The sequence below is a fragment of the Actinospica acidithermotolerans genome, assembly GCF_018139625.1.
GTDB classification, from domain to species: Bacteria; Actinomycetota; Actinomycetes; order Streptomycetales; family Catenulisporaceae; genus Actinospica; species Actinospica acidithermotolerans.
Window position 1 is genome coordinate 1 of the sequence record NZ_JAGSOH010000134.1, and the last position, 17,802, is coordinate 17,802.

Here is a 17,802-nt window from a genome sequence, read left to right on the forward strand (position 1 = left end):
GGGGGGCGCCGTCCTGGAGGCTGTCGGCGATGCGGTCGAACTCCTTGAGCAGGGCCTCGACGTCCTCGGGCTGGGGCTTGGGGCGGCCGAAAGGGACGCCGAGGGAGAGGATGGCCAGCTCGTCGAGGGCGGGGGTGATCTCGTCAGGGCGCTGATCGCCGCGGAACTGGTCGGCGGCTACGTCCTGGGTGACGTTGTGGAGCGCTACCCAACGGCGGTGGACGTCGCGGCGCAGCGGATCCAGGTGGGTGGGGGTGAGCCAGCGGCCTCGGAGGAGGTCGGTGATCGCGCGTAGCGTGGCGGCCTGGACCTGCGGGAGCCGGGCAGCCGTCGCCTTCGGCCAGAGCACGAACCGCAGCACGACGGCTAGTGCGGCGCCGATGAGGGTGTCCAGGAGGCGGGCGCCGAGGGCCGTGCCGATGTCGCTGCCGGGGTTGGCCAGGTGGTAGAGCGCCATCGGGATGAAGGTGATCAGCGAAACACCGACGGCGTACACGAACGGCATCACGAGTTCGGCGACGAACTGCGCCGCGAGCGCGACGAGGGCGACGGTGAGCGATGCCGGGTGCGTCGAGAAGATCGCCGCCGCGATGCCGACGCCGACGATCGTGCCCGCGATCCGGTGCCACGTCCTCCGGACGACGACGGTCAGGTTCGTGCCGAGCAGCACCGCCGCGACCGTCAGCGCCACCCAGTACGCGTGCGCCAAACCGAGCGAGTGGCCCAGCGCGGCGCCGATGGCCACGCTGACGCCGATGCGCGCAGCCGCGGGGAACGCGGCGGAGTGCCGGGCCTCGCGGAGCAGTTCGACGACGCCGATCTTCTCCAGTTCGGCGACCTCGACGTCGGGTCGCAGCACGCCGGCTGCGGCGGCGAATGCGGCGCGCAGACCAGGCTGGGCTTGCGGGTTCGGCGGGGTGAGTTTGCCGGCGCGCAGGTCGTTAAACGTGGGCTCCCAGGTCGCGGCGTCGAGCGGTCCGCGTGCGTCGATAGACGCTGAGATCGCGGCCATGAACACGATCTCCGCGGCCGCGGGCGACCGCAGCTCGTCCGGGCCGGCCCCCGCCTGCCACAGCGCGTCCCGCAAGTGCGCGAATGTGGCGACCGCGCGGCTCCGCGCGCCGCCTGCTTCCGGAGTCCCCGCCGTACGCAGCAGGTCGCCTACGGCGGACCACGCCCGGTCGACCGCGGGCGTCAGGCTGTCGCGCGGCCCGATCGCGATCGTTACGCCGATGCTGATCACCACGCCCGCCGCCACCAGCCCGCACACCCGCAGCGCGCCGCCGAGGTTGCTGGGCATACCGGTCGTGACCAGCGCCGCGAGGACGATCAGGTACTCACGCGGCGGCGGCACCCGCAGCGCCAGGCAGCAGAAGCTCGCCCCGCCCGCGACAAGCCCGACATACAGCACCGAGACCCACGTCACATGCGCGCAGAGGCTGCTCACCGGCACGATGATCGCCATCGCCAGCCCTACGGCCCCCACCAGCCGAATCCGATGCCGTCGCGGCGTGTCTCCGCCGTACACCCCCGCCAATCCGCCCATCGACGCGAGCGCCCCCCAGTCCGGCCGCCCGATCAGCACGCCGATCACCATCGGAAGCCCGATACTCAGCGCGGCACGCAGCCCGAGATGCCATCGGGCGCGCACAAGCGCGATCAGCCACTGCACAGCGTGGATCCCTTCCGGTCGGCGAGAACAGTTTCTCGCGACCGGCGGCAGCGGCCCAATCCGTCCAGCTCCTGGCTTCTACCTAAGCATCGAGGTGTTAGCCGCCGACGGTGATGTTTCCGTTTGCATCTCGCCCGTCTGTATCCCGCTCCCGTCTCCCGCACGTCTGCGGATCACCCGCCGCCTTTCCACCCGTCAATCGCGGCATCACCCGAGGCGGCCCGTAGGCCGAAAATCGGATGCAGGGCGAGGCGGGGGGCACGTACTGTCCGTAGCATGCGCCAACTGCCTGCCCGGGATCCCGGGGTGCCGGACAGCCGGTCGGTCAACCGCTTTCTGCTCTGGGTCTGGCGAGAGCAGTGGCGCTCGCAGGCGCTCGGGGTGTTCTGGGGCATGGCCTGGATGGTGTCGATCGCGATGATGCCGGCGATGATCGGCCGCGCGATCGACCACGGGCTGCTTGCGCGATCGACGTCGGGCCTGCTGACGTGGACCGGCGTGGTGCTCGGGCTGTCGGTGTTCGCCGCGGTGGCCGGCGCCATGCGGCACCGGAGCGCGATGACGAACTGGCTGGCGGCCGCGTACATAACCGTGCAGGTCACGGCTCGGCACGCGGTCAAGGTCGGGGCCGATCTGCCCAAGCTGATCGCGAGCGGCGATGTGCTGGCGATCGGGACGACCGACATCGAGGCAGTGGGCGGCACGTTCGACATCCTCGCGCGGCTCACCGGCGCGGTCGTCTCGACGATCGTGGTCGCGATCATCATGTTGACCACGTCCGTCCCCCTCGGCCTGGTCGTGCTGATCGGCGTGCCGGTGACGCTCGGGTGCACGGTGTTCCTGATGCGCCCGCTGCATCGCCGCCAGGACACGTACCGCGAGTTGCAGGGCAAGCTCTCGGATCAGACGGTGGACATCGCTCAAGGCATCAGGATCCTGCGCGGTATCGGCGGCGAGGACGCGTTCTCCGCCCGCTACGCCGCCGGGTCGCAGCGGCTGCGCGGCATCGGCATTCGCGTCGGACGCGTCGAGTCTCTGCTCTCGGCGGAAGAGGTGTTGCTGCCGGGCCTGCTCACCGGCCTCGTCACCTGGCTCGCGGCGCACTTCGCGCTGCACGGAGAAATCACCGTCGGCCAGCTCGTGGCGTTCTACGGGTACGCGTCATTCCTGGTCATGCCTCTCGCCACGTTCGGTGAGGCCGCGAATTCCGTCACCCGCGGCCACGTGGCGGCTGGCCACGTCATCAGGCTTCTGCGCATCAACTCGCCGATCACCCAACCGGAGTCCCCGGTCGCGCCGCCGCCGAGCGGAGTCCTCCTGTCCGACGCCGACTCCGGTCTGACGATTACGCCGGGAGAACTGCTGGCGATCGCGTGCGCTGATCCGGAGGAGGCCGAGCGCCTGGCCAACCGTCTCGCACGGTACGTCGACGACGGTGCCCCGACACTCGGCGATGTACCGCTGAAGGACTTGTCGGTTCGCGTGGTTCGCGAGCGGATCCTGGCGGCGGGCAACGCCGACCGCGTCTTCACCGGGACGCTCCGCTCAAGCCTGGCCGGTATGACAAATCCGCCGGAAGGTGGAGGGATCGACGCTGTAGTGATGGAGGCGTTGCACGCGGCGTCGGCCGAGGACATCGTGGCAGCGCTCGACGGCGGCCTGGACGCCGAGGTCGAGGAGAAGGGCCGAAACTTCTCCGGCGGACAGCTTCAGCGGCTGCGGCTTGCCAGAGCGCTGATCGCGGACCCCGAGTTCCTGATCGCGGTCGAGGCCACCAGCGCTGTCGACGCGCACACGGAGGCCCGAATCGCCGCCCGCATCGGCGCCTATCGCGCGAGCCGAAGCGGCCCTCGCGCGACGGCTCTGTTCACGACGAGCCCGCTGGTGCTGAGTCAGGCGGATGTCGTCGCATACGTCGAGGACGGCCGGGTCGTCGCGACCGGACGGCACGGGGAACTGCTCGCCGGGCAGCCCCATTACAGGGCGCTGGTCACTCGTGGCGAGGATGACGCAGAGACGGCCGAGTCCGCTTCATCGCAGCAGGGAGTGGTTCGAGTATGAGCGCGACGATGCTGCCGATCGCCGATTCGGCCGATGTCCGGTCGTATGCCTCGGACATCGGCAAGCGGTACCGGCGTCAGCTGGTCTGGGTCGTGGGCCTGGCCTCGCTGGCGACCGTCGCGGGGCTCTTCGGACCGCGCCTGCTCGGCGAGATCGTTCAGGCGGTGCAGACGGGCACCACCGCCGGGCACATCGACGCGCTCGCGGGCCTGCTCGTGCTCGCCATCTGCGTGCAGGGCGTGCTCACGCGCTACGCCTACCTGGCCGGCAAGGTCTTCGGCGAGACGGTGCTCGCCGAGTTGCGCGAGAACTTCGTGGACAGCGTGCTAGACCTGCCGCTGTCGACCGTCGAGCGTGCGGGCAGCGGCGACCTGATCAACCGGGCCTCGCGCGACGTGGCCGCTCTGCGGATCGCGGCGCAGGAGGGAATCCCGGCCGTTCTCGCCGCGGTCACGTCCGGCGTGCTCACGCTCGCCGCGCTGGTTCTGGTCTCGCCCCTGCTCGCCGCCGTCACGCTCATCACGCTGCCGCCGTCGACGCTCGTCGCGCGCTGGTACCTGAAGCGCGCGCGGGCCGGCTACCTGGCCACGAACGCCACCTACTCGACCATGATCGAGAATCTGGCGGCGACCGTCGAAGGTGCCCGCGCGGTCGAGGCGCTGCGCCTCGGCGGCCGGCACGTCGAGCAGACCGATCACGACATCGCAGCCTCCTACCGCGCTGAGCGGTACACACTCGGCCTGCGCATCGTCATGTGGCCGGTCATCGAGCTCTGCCAGCTGGCGCCGGCCGGGCTCATCCTGCTGCTCGGCGGCGTCGGCTACACCCGCGGCTGGGTCAGCATCGCGCAGGTCACCGCGGCGACCCTGTACGTGCAGCAGCTCGCCGGGCCGGTCAGCGAGCTGGCCAACTGGCTCGACACGATCCAGACCGGCTCGGCCTCGCTGGCCCGTCTGCTCGGCGTCACGCAGATCCCGGCGGACCGTGCGGCGGACGAGGGCGTCCGACCGGACGCCGACGACCCCAGGCTCGAGGCGAGCGAGGTCGGCTTCTCCTACCTGCCCGGCCGGGAGGTGCTGCGCGACATCGACCTGACGGTCCGTCCGGGCGAGCGGCTGGCCATGGTCGGCCCGTCCGGCGCGGGAAAGTCCACGCTCGGACGATTGCTCGCCGGCATCGGCGCGCCAGGACGCGGTCGGGTCACCGTCGGCGGCGCGTCGCTCATCGAGCTGCCGCTCGACGAGCTGCGCAGCCAGGTCGCCCTCGTCACGCAGGAGCACCACGTCTTCGTCGGCACCTTGCGCGAGAACGTCGCGCTCGCCCGGCCCGATGCCCCGGACGAGGACATCCACGCCGCGCTGGCCGCCGTGGACGCCGACGCCTGGACCTCGGCCTTCGACGACGGCCTCGACACGCGCCTCGGCTCGGGCGCGCTGGAGCTCAGCGCCCCGCAGGCCCAGCAACTCGCCCTCGCCCGGCTCGTGCTGGCCGACCCGAAGATCCTGGTCCTTGACGAGGCCACGGCCCTGCTCGACCCGGGCGCAGCCCGCCACCTGGAGCGTTCGCTGTCCGCCGTGCTCGACGGCCGCACCGTGATCTCGATCGCGCACCGCCTGCACACGGCGCACGACGCGGACCGGGTCGCGGTCATCGAGGACGGCCGGATCGCCGAACTCGGCTCGCACCCCGAGCTGATCGCGGCGGGCGGGGCGTACGCCCGCTTGTGGGACAGCTGGCACGGCGCGTCCGACCAGACTTTGCCGGACGGACAGACGGATTGGCTATCCTCGGAAGCGCTATGAGCTATCAGGATGACGAGTACGACGACGACTGGGGTCGCGACGAGCGGACCCTGGTCGCGGCTTCGGGGTATGAGCAGACACGGGACGACACCGACTACGGCTGGGGCGAGCGCACCTGGTCCGACAGTCCGTCCGGGGCGGATCCGGACCTCGAGCGCTTCCTCGCGGAACGCCCCCCGCACCACGGCGACTAGCGACCACGTCTAGGTCGTCGGGACTATTTCGATAGTTCTCCTTCCTCCGGTGGCCTGTCGGCCGACGTCGACAGCGGCGGTGGCAGTGGTGGTGTCGGTGCCTGTATCGGTGCTTGTATCGGTGGCTAGTACGCCCTCCTCGCCAACGCGATGCCGAGGACGGGGGCCGCTCGCGCCGCCTGCGGGGTGGCGTGTCTCACGGGGGCGGCGCCGGCGGGGGCCGGCCGGCTGGCCGTGAAGCCGAGCGCCAGAGCCGCTCCGGTCAGCAGCGACGCCGCGCTGCGGTGGCGCCTGCGGCGCAGGCGATGCCTGGTCAGCACGGGTCTGAGCTCCACGGGGTACGCCTCGAACATCGGTCTTCCTCTCTCTCGGGTTCCTCTGCGGACCAGTATGCATGAAAATGCCGGATGATGCATACTCTTCCGAAGTGGACAGATCGGTCGACGATGTCGCAGAATTGGCACTCGACGTATCAGAGTGCCAACCGGGAGCGTGACCGTGCCGACGTACCAGTACCAGTGCACCGAGTGCGGAGAGGCGCTCGAGGTCGTTCAGAAGTTCACCGACGACGCGCTTACCGTCTGCCCGGCCTGCGAGGGCAAGCTGCGCAAGGTCTACTCCGCGGTCGGCATCGTGTTCAAGGGCTCGGGCTTCTACCGCACGGACAGCCGCGGCAACTCGTCCAGCTCGAGCGCGCCCGCGTCCTCGTCGAGCGGCAAGTCGGAGAGCTCGTCCTCCTCCAGCAAGTCCGACAGCTCCTCGTCGAGCAGCTCGTCCAGCACGAGCGGTTCCGGCTCCTCGAGCTCGGCTGGCTCCTCGTCGTCGAGCAGCTCGCCCGCCGCGGCGTAGCGCGCGCCCGGCTGACCCCGCCGACCGGCGCCCTCGGGCGCCGTCGCCTTGCGGGCCGCAGGCTGGCCGTCGCCGTGCGGGCGTAAGCAGGCAGGTCGTCGCCGGCCGTCGCCAGCCGCCAGCCGACCGCGCGCCACCCTCAGACCTGGAACCAGACCGCCTTGCCGGTCCGGGTGTCGCGGGCTCCCCAGCGCTTCGAGAGCTGGTCCACCAGGAACAGGCCGCGGCCGCCCTCGTCGGTGGCCGCCGCCGTGCGCACGCGGGGCATGCGGACGTCCTGGTCGTAGACCTCGATCCACAGCGTGCCGGTGCCCCGGCGGGCGACGACCTCCACCTGCCGCGCATCCGGCGGCTGAGGGCCCTCGCCTGGGGCGGACATCGGGGCGTTGTCGAGCAGGGCCAGTTCCAGCGACTCCAGGTCCAGGTCCTCGACCGACTCCGGGTCGTAGCGCGGCGCGGGGGCGGGGCCCGCGGCGTGGCGCACGGCGTTCGTCACCAGTTCCGAGAGCAGCAGCTCCACGGTGTCCGCCTGGGCGTGCATGCCCCACTGCTCCAGCACCGGCCGGATCGCGGCGCGTGCGGCTGACGGGGAGGACGGGGTCGCCGGCAGGCTGAGGCGCCACAGCGGCAGCGGGCCGACCGCTGTCCGCATCGCCAGCACGGCGCGGTCGTCGTCGGCCGGGCCGCTGATGTTGCTCGATCGCAGTGCGGCGCGGCACAGGGCCGCGGGGGTCGCGTCGGTGCCGCCCGGGCCGTTGCCGTCCAGCACCTCCTCCAGCGCCTCGCACAGGTCGCGCACGCCCTCGTCCACCGACCTGCCGCGCTGCTCGACCACGCCGTCCGTGTACAGGAAGATCGTGTCGCCCGGCGCGACCGTGAACGTGTGGTCGTTGAACGTGACGCCGCCGACGCCGAGCGGGACGTCCGGCGGGAGCTCCATCGGGTGGCAGCCGTGCGCACCGGCCAGCAGGGGCGGCGGGTGGCCGGCGTTGGCCAGGACGCACTCGCGGGTGAACGGGTCGAAGACCGCGTACACGCACGTGACCAGCAACGCCTCGTTCAGGCCCTGGACCAGGCTGTCGAGGTGCTGCAGCACCTGCGCGGGCTCCTCGTCCAGCACGGCGTACGCGCGCAGGGCGGCGCGGAGCTGGCCCATCACCGCCGCCGCGTGGGCGCCGCGGCCCTGGACGTCGCCGATCACGATGCCGACGCGCCCGGCCGCGAGCTCGATCACGTCGTAGAGGTCGCCGCCGACGTCCGACTCGTCGCCCGCGTTGTAGCCGACCTGGACCTCGATGCCGTCGATCGTCGGCAGGTGCGCGGGCAGCAGCGAGTGCTGGAGCGCGAGGGCCAGCGAGCGCATCGACTCGTAGAGGGCGGCGTTCTCCAGCGCGAATCCGGCGCGCGCCGCGACCTCCTCCACCAGTTCCACGTCCGACGCGCTGAACTTGCGGTTGATCCCGTCGGCACCGACCGCCAGCACGCCCTTGATACCGCGCGGGCCGAGCAGCGGGACGGCGATCACCATCGCGGCGTCCGACATCAGGCTGTGCGAGGCGCGGCCGGCCTGCTGCGGCTCCGTCGCGCGCGGCTGGTCGAACTCGGCCAGCACCGGGGCGCCGGTCCGTAGCGCGACGGCGCAGGGGTGCTCGTTCGGGTACACGACTCGCCGGTCCGCCGGGCCCGGCACGCTCACCCGGCGCGCCCGCTCCCGGTCGAGGCGCACGCTCACCGCGCGGCGCAGCGCGCCGGTGTCCTCCAGCAGGTCGACGACGCACTGGTCGGCGAACGACGGCACCACGAGCTCGGCGATGGCGGCCAGCGTGCGGCCGGTGTCCAGCGAGGTGCCGAGCAGCCGGCCGGCCCGGGACAGCAGCGTGGCGCGGGCCGACCCCGGTTCGGAGGTGCGTTCGGCGCGGCGCCTGGCGGGCACGGCCGGTGACCCCGCGACCCCGGGCGCGGACGCGCCGGGAGTGTTCGAGGTGCCCATCACCTGACCTGCCATCAAGCCCACCTTTCCAAGCGCCCGCCGGACGGAGCGGGCACCGCGCGCAACCCGCCGTCCGGCTGATCCAGTGTGGCACTACCGGCGCGCCGAAAACAGCAAAGCGTCGGCATTCCCCGGAGCGTAGGGGAGTGTTGGAGTGAGCATACGAGTCGGGCAATTCGCCCGGGCGGACTAAGGTGACGGACTGTCAGATCCACAGTGACGCACCGTGAGGAGCGAATCTTGGCGACGACCCCGCAGAGCGACACCTTCGTCGGGCCCGTCCCCGCACGTCGCAGGCTGTTCTGGCGCGTCGTCGGCGCGCTGGCCGCACTGCTCGTGGTGTCGCTCGCGGCCGGTGCCGGTTTCGCATGGTGGCGGTTGGACGACGCGCTGCACGCCTCCTATCCGCAGACCTCGGGCACGTTGCGGATCGCCGGCCTCACGGGCGCGGCCGCGGTCGATCGCGACGCCTCCGGAATCCCGCAGATCTACGCCTCGAACTCGACGGACCTGTTCCTCGCCGAGGGCTACGTGCAGGCACAGGACCGGTTCTGGCAGATGGACGTGTCCCGGAACTACGCGGAGGGCACCCTCGCGTCGGTGCTCGGCCAGTCGTACCTTGCGCACGACGAACTGGCCCGGACGCTGGGTTGGCACACTCTCGCGGAGCAGTCGTACGACAGACTCCAGACTGGAACGAAGTCTTACCTTGCGGCCTACGCACAGGGCGTGAACGACTATCTCGCCGGCCACCCGAGTGGTTCCGCGCTCTCCTTCGAGTACTCGGTGCTCGGGCTGCCGGACACCCACTCGGCCAAGGGGTACTCGCCCGCCCGATGGACTCCCGTCGACTCACTCAGTTGGCTGCAAGCGACGAGCTGGAGCCAGAACGACGCGGTCGACCAGGAGGTGTCCCGCGCGTTGCTCAGCGACACCCTGACCCCCGCGCAGATCAGCCAGCTCTACCCGGCCGACGGCGCCGACTCGGGTTTCACCGCGTGGGCCGTGTCCGGAAAGCTGAGCTCCACCGGTTCGCCGCTGCTGGCCTCGGCGCCGGTCTCCGCGCCGACCTTGCCGTCCACCTGGTACCAGGTCGGGCTGCACTGCACGAGCGTGACCGCGGCCTGTCCCTTCGACGTCGCCGGATACATCGAGCCCGGCCTCCCCGGCGTGCTGATCGGCCACGACCGCTCGATCGCCTGGAGCTGGAACGGCCGCGCCGCGCAGGACTCCGACCTCTACCTGGAGAAGGTCACCGGATCCGACTATTCGTATGACGGGCACAAATATCCACTGACGGTGCATCAGGAGACGATCGATGTCGCCGACGCCTCCCCGGTCACGATTACCGTGCGCGATACGCGACACGGACCGTTGCTTTCCGACCTCCTGTCCGACTTTCGCCGCGTCGGTCGTACGAATGGTGCTTCCGGGCTATCGATCGCGTCGACCACGCTTGAGCCCAACACGACCGCAGACGCGCTTTTCGCGATCGACCAAGCGGCGAACTGGAGCCAATTCAGCACGGCGGCGGCCGACTTCACAGCGCCGGACGAGGGAATGGTCTACGCAGACAACGCGGGCAACATCGCATACCAGGGTCCCGCGGCGCTGCCCGAGCGGGCCTCGGGAGACGACGGCACCGCGCCGGTCCCCGGGTGGACCTCCGAGTACGCGTGGGCCTCGGCCACGACGTACGCCGCGCCCATCCAGGAGCTCGACCCGGCCGACGGGTACATCGCGGGTGCGCCGGGCGACGCGGTCGGCTTACGCGCCGAGCGGACCGCATCCGACCTGCAAGGAAGTGTCTCGGGCTCGCAGAAGCTGACCGCGGCGGGACTCGCCGCGATTCAGGGCGACGCATACGACCCGGAGGCGGCGGTCCTCGTTCCGTACCTGCTCAAGGTGAATGTGGACGACTTCACCCAACCGGCGGTCGCGCTGCTCAGGGGTTGGGACTACACGGAGCCGGCCGGGTCGGGTGCCGCGGCGTACTACAACGCGGTCTGGGCTGAGCTGCTGAAACTTGTCGTCGACCGGGAGCTGCCGCAGGACGAGCTCGACTCCCAGCTCGCGCTGAACGGTTCAGTGCGCTGGGACGCCGTCGTCAACACGCTTCTCCAGCAGCCGAACAGCACGTGGTGGGGTGAATCGAGCTCGGCGAAGGTCTCGGCGCGCGACTCCATGCTGGCCGAGGCGCTGCAGAAGGCCAGGCTCGACCTCACATCCCTGATGGGCAAGGACGTCGCGACCTGGACCTGGGGACGCGTGCACACGATCAGGCCCGAGAACCAGACGCTCGGCGCCGGCGCGCATCCCGCACTGGTCAAGTGGCTGCTCGACGGCCACTCGATCGGCCTCCCCGGGGGCGGCTCCGACGTGGCCACGGCCGACTGGGACGTGGCGTCGACCGGATTCGCGGTCGGCGCGGCGCCGGCCCTCCGGATGGTGGTCGATCTGGGCGACCCCGACGACTCGCGGTGGATCGGGCAAACGGGCGAGTCCGGGCATGTGGGTGACACCCATTACCTCGATCAGGCGGCGATGTGGGCCGCCGGGGAGACGGAATCCTGGCCGTACTCCCTCTCGGCGGTCGACGCGGCGTCCCGGCAGCGCCTCGACCTAGCCCCGCAAGGTCACTAGCTCGGATGCCGTGCTCGCGGCGACCCGGCAGTGCACGCGGCGACCCGGCATGCCTCGGCCTCGCCCCGGAATGCCGTGCACGCGGCGACCCGGCAGCGCCTCGACCTAGCCCCGGAAGGTCACTAGCTCGGATGCCGTGCACGCGGCGTCCACGGGGCGATCGTGCGGTTCGACGGCGGCGGCGTCCAGCGTGCCGAGCTCGCCCTCGTACAGCAGAGCGCAGGTCCACGGCGTCTGCCGCCCGGATTCGCGGGCCGCGGCGATCCGGGCGAGCACCCGGTCGTAGCTCCCGCCGCCGCGGCCGAGCCGCACGCCGTCCGCCGTGACCGCGAGCGCCGGAACAATCAAGGCCGCTGCCCGTAACACAACGCCCGTCCCGAGCGTTGTGCCGTGCGGTCGCCGAGTGCCCGCGCCGCCGTCACGCAGCGCGTCCGGGTCCCCGTCGTACCGCGCCCAGTCCAGGTCGCGATCGGCCAGCAGCACCGGAAGCAGTACCCGCACACCCCGCTCCAAGAGCGTTCCGATGAGAGCACGCGTATCAGGCTCGGAGCCCAAGGGCCAGTAAGCCGCGACCGTGTCCGCCGTGGTCAGGTGGGGGTCGGCGAGCAGCCGGAGGGTTGCGGCGCGCGCCTGGCGCGCACGCTCCCGATTACCGAGAGCTCGGCGATCGTTCACGAAACGTGATCGTGCCGTGGCTTTCTCGAGGATCTGATCGGGCATTCTGGGTCCTGTACGGTGCTGGGCCTTCATCGGCGCTGTGGGGACGGGGCATTCTCCTACGACCTAGCCTGACCTATAGGGCGCGTGAGAAGGGAACGGCACGACCACGGCCATGGGCGCTACACAGTGGTTCACCGACGGCGGCTGGGTCCTGCTCGGGCTCGGCCTGTTCAGCCTGGGCCTGGCCGTCTCGCTGGCGCGCGCCGTCTACCTGCTGCGCGACCGGGAGGCGCGCAACGAGGCCAGGATCGACCGGCTGCGCCGCGAGCTCAGCGGCCTGGAGCAGGGCCGCGAGGACCTCGAACGGCTCAGCGCCCTCGACCCGGTCACCGGCGTCTGGAACTACCGCTACCTCCAGCAGTCGCTGGCCCGCGAGCTGGGTTGGGCGGCGCGGGACCGGCGGCCCTTCGCGCTGCTGCTGCTCGAGGTCGACGGCTTCGCCGACTACACCGCCGCGGCCGGGCACCAGAAGGCCTTCGGGACGCTGCGCGACCTGGCCCAGCGCCTGAGCGTGGAGATCCGCTCCGGCGACACGTTCGCGCGCTACGGCGGGGACGAGTTCGTCGCGCTGCTGCCCGGCGCCACCGGCGAGGGGGCCGAGGGCGTGGCCGAGCGGCTGTGCTACGCCGTGCGCAAGACGGTCGCCCAGTACGACGAGGCGGCGTCCGAGCTGACCCTCTCGGTGGGCATCGCCACCTTCCCCGAGTCCGGCGAGCACGCGGCCAGTCTGGTCGGCGCCGCGGACCGCGCCCTGGCCGCCGCGCGCGCCGAGGGAGGCGACCGCTGGCGGCTGGCAAGGGGTGGAGAAGTGGTTTTAACCGACTATCAAGCCCAGTCTCGCTCTTCGTAACCGGACCTACCGGTATCGTGCCCCCATGCCGATCCGCAAAGCCGTCATCCCCGCCGCCGGGCTCGGGACACGGTTCCTACCCGCCACCAAGGCGACGCCGAAGGAAATGCTGCCGGTCATCGACAAGCCGGCCATCCAGTACGTCGTCGAGGAGGCTGCCTCAGCCGGTCTGGACGACGTGCTGATGATCACCGGGCGCAACAAGCGACCGGTGGAAGACCACTTCGACCGCGCCTACGAGCTCGAGAACGCCCTCGCCGCGAAGGGCGACACCGCCCGCCTCGAGGCGGTCCGCGCGTCCAGCGAACTCGCCACCGTGCACTACGTGCGCCAGGGCGATCCGAAGGGCCTCGGGCACGCGATCCTGTGCGCCGCCCCGCACGTGGGCGACGAGCCGTTCGCCGTGCTGCTCGGCGACGACCTGATCGACCCGCGCGACCCGCTGCTGACCCGGATGATCGAGGTGCAGCAGCAGTACGGCGGATCGGTCGTCGCGCTGATAGCGGTCGACCCGGAGCAGATCCACCTCTACGGCTGCGCCGCGGTGACCCCCGTCGACGGCGAGGGCGACCTGCTGCGCATCACCGACCTGGTGGAGAAGCCGGACCGGTCGGCGGCCCCGTCGAACCTGGCCGTCATCGGCCGCTACGTGCTCGACCCGGCCGTGTTCGCCGTGCTGCGCGAGACCCCGCCCGGGCGCGGCGGCGAGATCCAGGTCACCGACGCGCTGCGCACCATGGCGGCCGACCCGGAGATCGGCGGCCCGGTGCACGGGGTGCTCTTCTCCGGCCGGCGCTACGACACCGGGGACCGGGCCGACTACCTGCGCACCATCGTCCGGCTCGCCTGCGAGCGCGACGACCTCGGACCGGGTCTGCGGGAGTGGCTGGAGACGTACGTCGCCAAGGGGTTCACGGAGTAACCCGGTGCCGCGCCGCAAGACTGACGCCGTGACGGGATTCACGGATTGATCCATTGCCCCGCGCCCCTGCGGTTACGCTGACTGCATGAGGACCGTCGAGGAGCATCTGTCCGTCATCCTGTCCCGGCTCAGGCCCCTGCCGCCCTTCGAGCAGCACCTGCTCGACGCGCACGGGCACTACCTGGCCGAGGACGTCGAGGCGACCCGGGATCTGCCCCCCTTCGACAACTCCGCGATGGACGGCTACGCGGTGCGCCTGGTCGACGTCATGGGCGCCGACCAGGACACCCCCGCGATCCTCGCCGTGGAGCAGGAGCTTCCGGCGGGCGTCGCGCCGAGCGAGATCGAGCTCGCGCCCGGCACCTGCGCCCGGATCATGACCGGTGCGCCGGTGCCGCCCGGCGCGGACGCGATCGTGCCGGTGGAGTGGACCGACGCCGGCGCGGCCGGAGACGGCAGCGTGCGGATCCACCGGGCGCCCGCCCTGGGCCAGCACGTGCGCGGCAGGGGCGAGGACGTGCGCGCCGGGCAGGTCGTGCTCACCGCGGGCACGCACCTGGGGGCGCGTCAGATCGGGCTGCTGGCCGGGATCGGCCGCGACCTGGTGTCGGTCCGGCCCACCCCGCGGGTCGTGGTCATCTCCACCGGAGCCGAGCTGGTCGAGCCGGGCACCGAGCCCGCGCCCGGCCAGATCCACGATTCGAACAGCTTCACCCTCGCCACCGCCGCCCGCGAGGCCGGCGCCGAGGTCTACCGCGTCGGCATGGTGCCGGACGAGGGCAAGATCCTGCTGGACACCATCGAGGACCAGCTGATCCGCGCCGACCTGGTGATCACCAGCGGCGGCGTGAGCATGGGCGCGTACGAGGTGGTTAAGGAGACGCTGGGCCGGCTCGGCACCGTCGAGTTCACTAAGGTCGCCATGCAGCCCGGGATGCCACAGGGCTTCGGCGTGATCGGCCCGGACGAGACGCCGATCTTCACGCTGCCCGGCAACCCGGTGTCCGCGTTCGTCTCCTTCGAGGTCTTCGTGAAGCCCGCGCTGCGCGCGCTGCAGGGACTGAGCCAACCGGATGAAGAGCCGGAGAACGCGCTGGCCGCGGAGGCCTTCGGGTCCCCCGAAGGGCGCAGGCAGTTCCTGCGCGGCAGACTGGTGAAGCACCCCGAAGGCGGGGAGCACAGCGTCACCCGGGTCACCCTGGCCTCCGGCTCCGGCTCGCACCTGATGGGCGGCCTCGCGCACGCGGACTGCCTGATCGTCGTGCCGGAGCAGGTCACCCGGGTCGAGGCCGGCGACCAGGTCCGGATCATCAGATTGGAGAGCGTGTGAGCCGCTCGGACGAGTTCACGCACCTGGACGCGAGCGGCGCGGCCCGGATGGTGGACGTCGCGGACAAGCCGATCACCGCGCGCGAGGCCGTGGCCGGCGGCAGCGTGAGCGTCAACGAGCGAGTCGTCGAGCTGCTGCGGGCCGGCGGCCTGCCCAAGGGCGATGCGCTGGCCGTCGCGCGGATCGCCGGAATCCAGGGCGCGAAGCGGACCAGCGAGCTGATCCCGCTCTGCCACCCGATCGGGATCGCCGGGGTCACGGTGGACCTGGAGGTCGAGGACTCGGCCGTGCGCATCCGGGCCCGGGTGAAGACGGCCGACCGCACGGGCGTGGAGATGGAGGCGCTCACGGCGGTCGCGGTCGCCGGCCTGGCGCTCATCGACATGGTCAAGGCCGTTGACCCGGCGGCGGTGCTCGGGGAGATCATGGTGGAGTCGAAGACCGGCGGACAGAGCGGGGACTGGCACCGATGAACGCGATCAGCAAGAACGCCAAGGTCGTCGTCGCGTCGAACCGGGCCGCGGCCGGGGTCTACGAGGACACGACCGGGCCGGTGATCGCACGGGCGCTGGAGGCCCAGGGGCTCGACGTCGAGGTGGCCGTGGTCCCGGACGGCAACCCCGTCGAATTGGCGCTGCGCGAGGCGGTGCGGGCGCGCTACGCGCTCGTCGTCACCACCGGGGGCACCGGCATCAGCCCGACCGACCGCACGCCGGAGGCGACGAAGGCCGTGCTGGACTACGAGGTCCCGGGCATCGCGGAGGCCATCCGCGCGCACGGCGTCCAGAAGGTCGCCACCGCCGCGTTGTCCCGGGGAACCAGTGGAGTCGCCGGTAGTACCCTGATCGTCAACCTGCCCGGCTCGGCCGGCGGGGTGAAGGACGGACTCGCCGTGCTCCTTCCGCTGCTCGGACATGCACTCGAGCAGCTGGCCGGCGGCGACCATCCCCGGGGAGAGGACTGACGGTGACCGGCGTGCAGGGCTATCCGCGTGTGTTGGCAGAGGGGCCGGTGAGTCTGCGCCCGCCCCGGCTGCGCGACGCGGAGGCCTGGCGCGAGCTGCAGACCCGCAACCGGGCGTGGCTCTCCCGCTGGGAGGCGACGGTGCCGCCGAACACCCCGTACACCCGGCGGCTGAGCTACCGTCAGCTGGTGCGCCGCGGTCGGCACGAGGCCACGCAGGGCAGGATGCTGCCGTTCAACGTCTGGTACGACGAGTCGGCCGACGCGTGTCACGCCGGCGAGGAGCGCGCCCGGATGGTCGGCCAGCTCAACATCGCCGGAATAGCGTGGGGCAGTCTCTGCAGCGCGCACATCGGCTACTGGGTGGACGAGCGCGTCGCGGGCCGCGGCGTGATTCCGACGGCGCTCGCATTGGCCATCGACTATTGCTTCCAAACGGTCGGGCTGCACCGCGTCGAGGTGAACGTGCGCCCGGAGAACGCCCCGAGCCGGCGCGTCGCGCAGAAACTCGGTCTGCGCGAGGAGGGTCTGCGACAGCGCTATCTGCACATCGACGGCGCGTGGCGGGATCACTATTCCTACGCCGTGACCCAGGAGGAAGTCCCGGAGGGGATGATCGCCAGATGGCGCGCCGCGCAGGCCTCCCCGATCGGGTGAGATGAGGAGTAGTACCGGATCTGACGGGGTAAAAGAAGATGGGCGAGAATCCGGGTTATCGGATCACTCGAATTTTCTTACCTCGACACGCCGTAATCTGCCGCCGTAGCGGCTCGTATCACTCTACGGTTGTGTTATGAGCAGCAGCGGGCTTATCTACGCCTTCATCGTCGGTGCCTGGGCCGTGTACCTCGTGCCCATGTGGCTGCGGCGCGAGGACGAGCTGAACACGGCGCGGCAGACGCAGCGGTACACCACCGCCATCAAGGTGCTGTCCCACAAGGACTCGTTCGAACGTCGGTACGGCTCGGCCGCCGAGCAGAAGCAGGCGCGCGAGCTGCCGCTGGCCGTCGGCCAGAGCGGCCCCGCGGCGGGCGCCGGGCAAGGCACCCTGGACCGGGTCAAGCAAAAGGAACGGGAGCGCGCGGCGGCGAGTGCGCCCCCCGTGCGCCGGGTCACCGCGAGGGTCGAGGCGGCCTCCGTGCAGGCGGAGGCGACCGCCTCGAAGGCGGCGCAGGCCAAGCGCCCCCCGGTCGGGGCCGCGCCGTCGACGTCGCACGCTTCGCTCACGTCGCACGCTTCGCTCACGTCGCCCACGTCGCGCGTGGCGCACACATCGCCCACCGACGCGTCGCACGGGTCGCACGGGTCGCACACGTCGCTCACCGGCCCGGAGCAGGACCAGCCCGAGTCCTCGCCGCTGTGGACCCCCGCCCCGCTCACGTCGTCCGCGGCGTCGCCGTCGGCCGGTCTCGGCCCGCGCTCAGGCCTGCGCGCCCGCCGCCGCCGCGTGGTCGGCTTCCTGTTCGCGCTCACCAGCCTCGGCGCGATCGTCTCGGCCGACCTGGGCCTCGCCTACGTCTGGGTGATGCTGCTGCCGGCCGCAGTGCTCTCCGCGTACATCGCGTGGTGCCGCAAGGACGAGCGCGCCCGCGCCGCCGAGCGGGCCCGCCGCCGCGCAGCCGCGCTCCGCTCCGCCCGCGAGGCCGAGCGCCGCGAGCAGGAGCAGCTGCGCGCCGCGCAGGAGGCCGAGCAGCTCGAGCGCGAGGAGCTGGCCCGCCGCAGCGCCGTGGCCCGCCGCCGCGTCGCCGCAGCCCGCTCCCGCGCCGAGCGCCGCGCCACCCCCGCCATCGGCCAGCCCCCCGCAGC

Annotated in this window: 16 protein-coding genes; 12 read left to right on the forward strand and 4 right to left on the reverse strand. The window is 71.6% G+C overall.

Annotated elements, in window-relative coordinates; translation table 11 throughout:
• On the reverse strand, positions 1-1,672 hold a 1,672-nt coding region (locus KDK95_RS29475), incomplete at its 3' end, for an FUSC family protein (protein ID WP_212521595.1).
• A 276-nt stretch (positions 1,673-1,948) separates the two neighbouring features.
• Here KDK95_RS29475 and KDK95_RS29480 point away from each other — a divergent pair.
• Genes KDK95_RS29480 through KDK95_RS29490 form a run of 3 tightly spaced genes read left to right on the forward strand, consistent with a single transcriptional unit; the run spans position 1,949 to position 5,729 of the window.
• A complete protein-coding gene (locus tag KDK95_RS29480) occupies positions 1,949-3,733 on the forward strand; it encodes an ABC transporter ATP-binding protein (protein WP_212521596.1) in 1,785 nt (594 codons plus the stop codon).
• Positions 3,730-5,535: an ABC transporter ATP-binding protein gene (locus tag KDK95_RS29485; protein WP_212521597.1), complete on the forward strand. Its 1,806-nt coding sequence runs from the start codon at positions 3,730-3,732 to the stop codon at positions 5,533-5,535. The genes KDK95_RS29480 and KDK95_RS29485 overlap by 4 nt, the downstream gene beginning before the upstream one ends.
• A complete protein-coding gene (locus tag KDK95_RS29490) occupies positions 5,532-5,729 on the forward strand; it encodes a hypothetical protein (RefSeq protein WP_212521598.1) in 198 nt (65 codons plus the stop codon). Before KDK95_RS29485 ends, KDK95_RS29490 begins: the two co-directional genes overlap by 4 nt.
• A 125-nt stretch (positions 5,730-5,854) precedes the next feature.
• Here the strand turns inward: KDK95_RS29490 and KDK95_RS29495 are convergent, their stop codons facing one another.
• Positions 5,855-6,064, reverse strand: a complete 210-nt coding sequence (locus KDK95_RS29495; protein WP_212521599.1) for a hypothetical protein — start codon at positions 6,062-6,064, stop codon at positions 5,855-5,857.
• Positions 6,065-6,227: 163 nt separating this feature from the next.
• Here KDK95_RS29495 and KDK95_RS29500 point away from each other — a divergent pair, with 163 nt between their 5' ends.
• A complete protein-coding gene (locus KDK95_RS29500; RefSeq protein WP_212521608.1) occupies positions 6,228-6,578 on the forward strand; it encodes an FmdB family zinc ribbon protein in 351 nt (116 codons plus the stop codon).
• Between the two features lie 139 nt (positions 6,579-6,717).
• Here KDK95_RS29500 and KDK95_RS29505 read toward each other — a convergent pair whose 3' ends face one another.
• Positions 6,718-8,583, reverse strand: a complete 1,866-nt coding sequence (locus tag KDK95_RS29505; protein WP_212521600.1) for an ATP-binding SpoIIE family protein phosphatase — start codon at positions 8,581-8,583, stop codon at positions 6,718-6,720.
• Between the two features lie 225 nt (positions 8,584-8,808).
• Between KDK95_RS29505 and KDK95_RS29510 the strand changes: the two genes are divergently transcribed.
• Positions 8,809-11,211: a penicillin acylase family protein gene (locus KDK95_RS29510; RefSeq protein ID WP_212521601.1), complete on the forward strand. Its 2,403-nt coding sequence runs from the start codon at positions 8,809-8,811 to the stop codon at positions 11,209-11,211.
• A 105-nt stretch (positions 11,212-11,316) separates the two neighbouring features.
• On the opposite strand, the gene KDK95_RS29515 is transcribed toward KDK95_RS29510, so the two are convergent.
• Entirely contained in the window at positions 11,317-11,931 is a 615-nt protein-coding gene (locus tag KDK95_RS29515; RefSeq protein WP_212521602.1) for a 5-formyltetrahydrofolate cyclo-ligase, read from the reverse strand.
• 112 nt (positions 11,932-12,043) lie between these two features.
• Between KDK95_RS29515 and KDK95_RS29520 the strand changes: the two genes are divergently transcribed.
• From KDK95_RS29520 to KDK95_RS29550, 7 genes are all read left to right on the forward strand, one after another.
• Positions 12,044-12,781 carry a GGDEF domain-containing protein gene (locus KDK95_RS29520; protein WP_212521603.1) on the forward strand — a complete coding sequence of 246 codons (738 nt, stop codon included), beginning with the start codon at positions 12,044-12,046 and terminating at the stop codon, positions 12,779-12,781.
• Positions 12,782-12,806: 25 nt separating this feature from the next.
• Positions 12,807-13,703: a UTP--glucose-1-phosphate uridylyltransferase GalU gene (gene galU, locus KDK95_RS29525; RefSeq protein ID WP_212521604.1), complete on the forward strand. Its 897-nt coding sequence runs from the start codon at positions 12,807-12,809 to the stop codon at positions 13,701-13,703.
• Positions 13,704-13,788: 85 nt separating this feature from the next.
• A complete protein-coding gene (gene glp / locus KDK95_RS29530; protein WP_212521605.1) occupies positions 13,789-15,033 on the forward strand; it encodes a molybdotransferase-like divisome protein Glp in 1,245 nt (414 codons plus the stop codon).
• 47 nt (positions 15,034-15,080) lie between these two features.
• Positions 15,081-15,506 (forward strand): cyclic pyranopterin monophosphate synthase MoaC, encoded by a 426-nt coding sequence (gene moaC, locus KDK95_RS29535; protein WP_212521609.1) that lies wholly within the window; start codon positions 15,081-15,083, stop codon positions 15,504-15,506.
• Positions 15,503-15,997: a MogA/MoaB family molybdenum cofactor biosynthesis protein gene (locus KDK95_RS29540; protein ID WP_212521606.1), complete on the forward strand. Its 495-nt coding sequence runs from the start codon at positions 15,503-15,505 to the stop codon at positions 15,995-15,997. Before moaC ends, KDK95_RS29540 begins: the two co-directional genes overlap by 4 nt.
• 2 nt (positions 15,998-15,999) lie before the next feature.
• Complete coding sequence (locus KDK95_RS29545) at positions 16,000-16,653, forward strand: GNAT family N-acetyltransferase (protein ID WP_307844772.1); 654 nt, start codon at positions 16,000-16,002, stop codon at positions 16,651-16,653.
• Between the two features lie 136 nt (positions 16,654-16,789).
• The coding region (locus KDK95_RS29550) for a SepX/GlpR family protein (RefSeq protein ID WP_212521607.1) at positions 16,790-17,802 on the forward strand (1,013 nt) is incomplete at its 3' end.

Bases quoted from the DNA above. Each gene is read 5' to 3' on its own strand.
- KDK95_RS29480 (WP_212521596.1), top strand. From the start codon at position 1,949: ATGCGCCAACTGCCTGCCCGGGATCCCGGGGTGCCGGACAGCCGGTCG.
- KDK95_RS29485 (WP_212521597.1), top strand. From the start codon at position 3,730: ATGAGCGCGACGATGCTGCCGATCGCCGATTCGGCCGATGTCCGGTCG.
- KDK95_RS29490 (WP_212521598.1), top strand. From the start codon at position 5,532: ATGAGCTATCAGGATGACGAGTACGACGACGACTGGGGTCGCGACGAG.
- KDK95_RS29505 (WP_212521600.1), bottom strand. From the start codon at position 8,583: ATGGCAGGTCAGGTGATGGGCACCTCGAACACTCCCGGCGCGTCCGCG.
- KDK95_RS29515 (WP_212521602.1), bottom strand. From the start codon at position 11,931: ATGCCCGATCAGATCCTCGAGAAAGCCACGGCACGATCACGTTTCGTG.
- KDK95_RS29520 (WP_212521603.1), top strand. From the start codon at position 12,044: ATGGGCGCTACACAGTGGTTCACCGACGGCGGCTGGGTCCTGCTCGGG.
- galU (WP_212521604.1), top strand. From the start codon at position 12,807: ATGCCGATCCGCAAAGCCGTCATCCCCGCCGCCGGGCTCGGGACACGG.
- glp (WP_212521605.1), top strand. From the start codon at position 13,789: ATGAGGACCGTCGAGGAGCATCTGTCCGTCATCCTGTCCCGGCTCAGG.
- moaC (WP_212521609.1), top strand. From the start codon at position 15,081: ATGGTGGACGTCGCGGACAAGCCGATCACCGCGCGCGAGGCCGTGGCC.
- KDK95_RS29540 (WP_212521606.1), top strand. From the start codon at position 15,503: ATGAACGCGATCAGCAAGAACGCCAAGGTCGTCGTCGCGTCGAACCGG.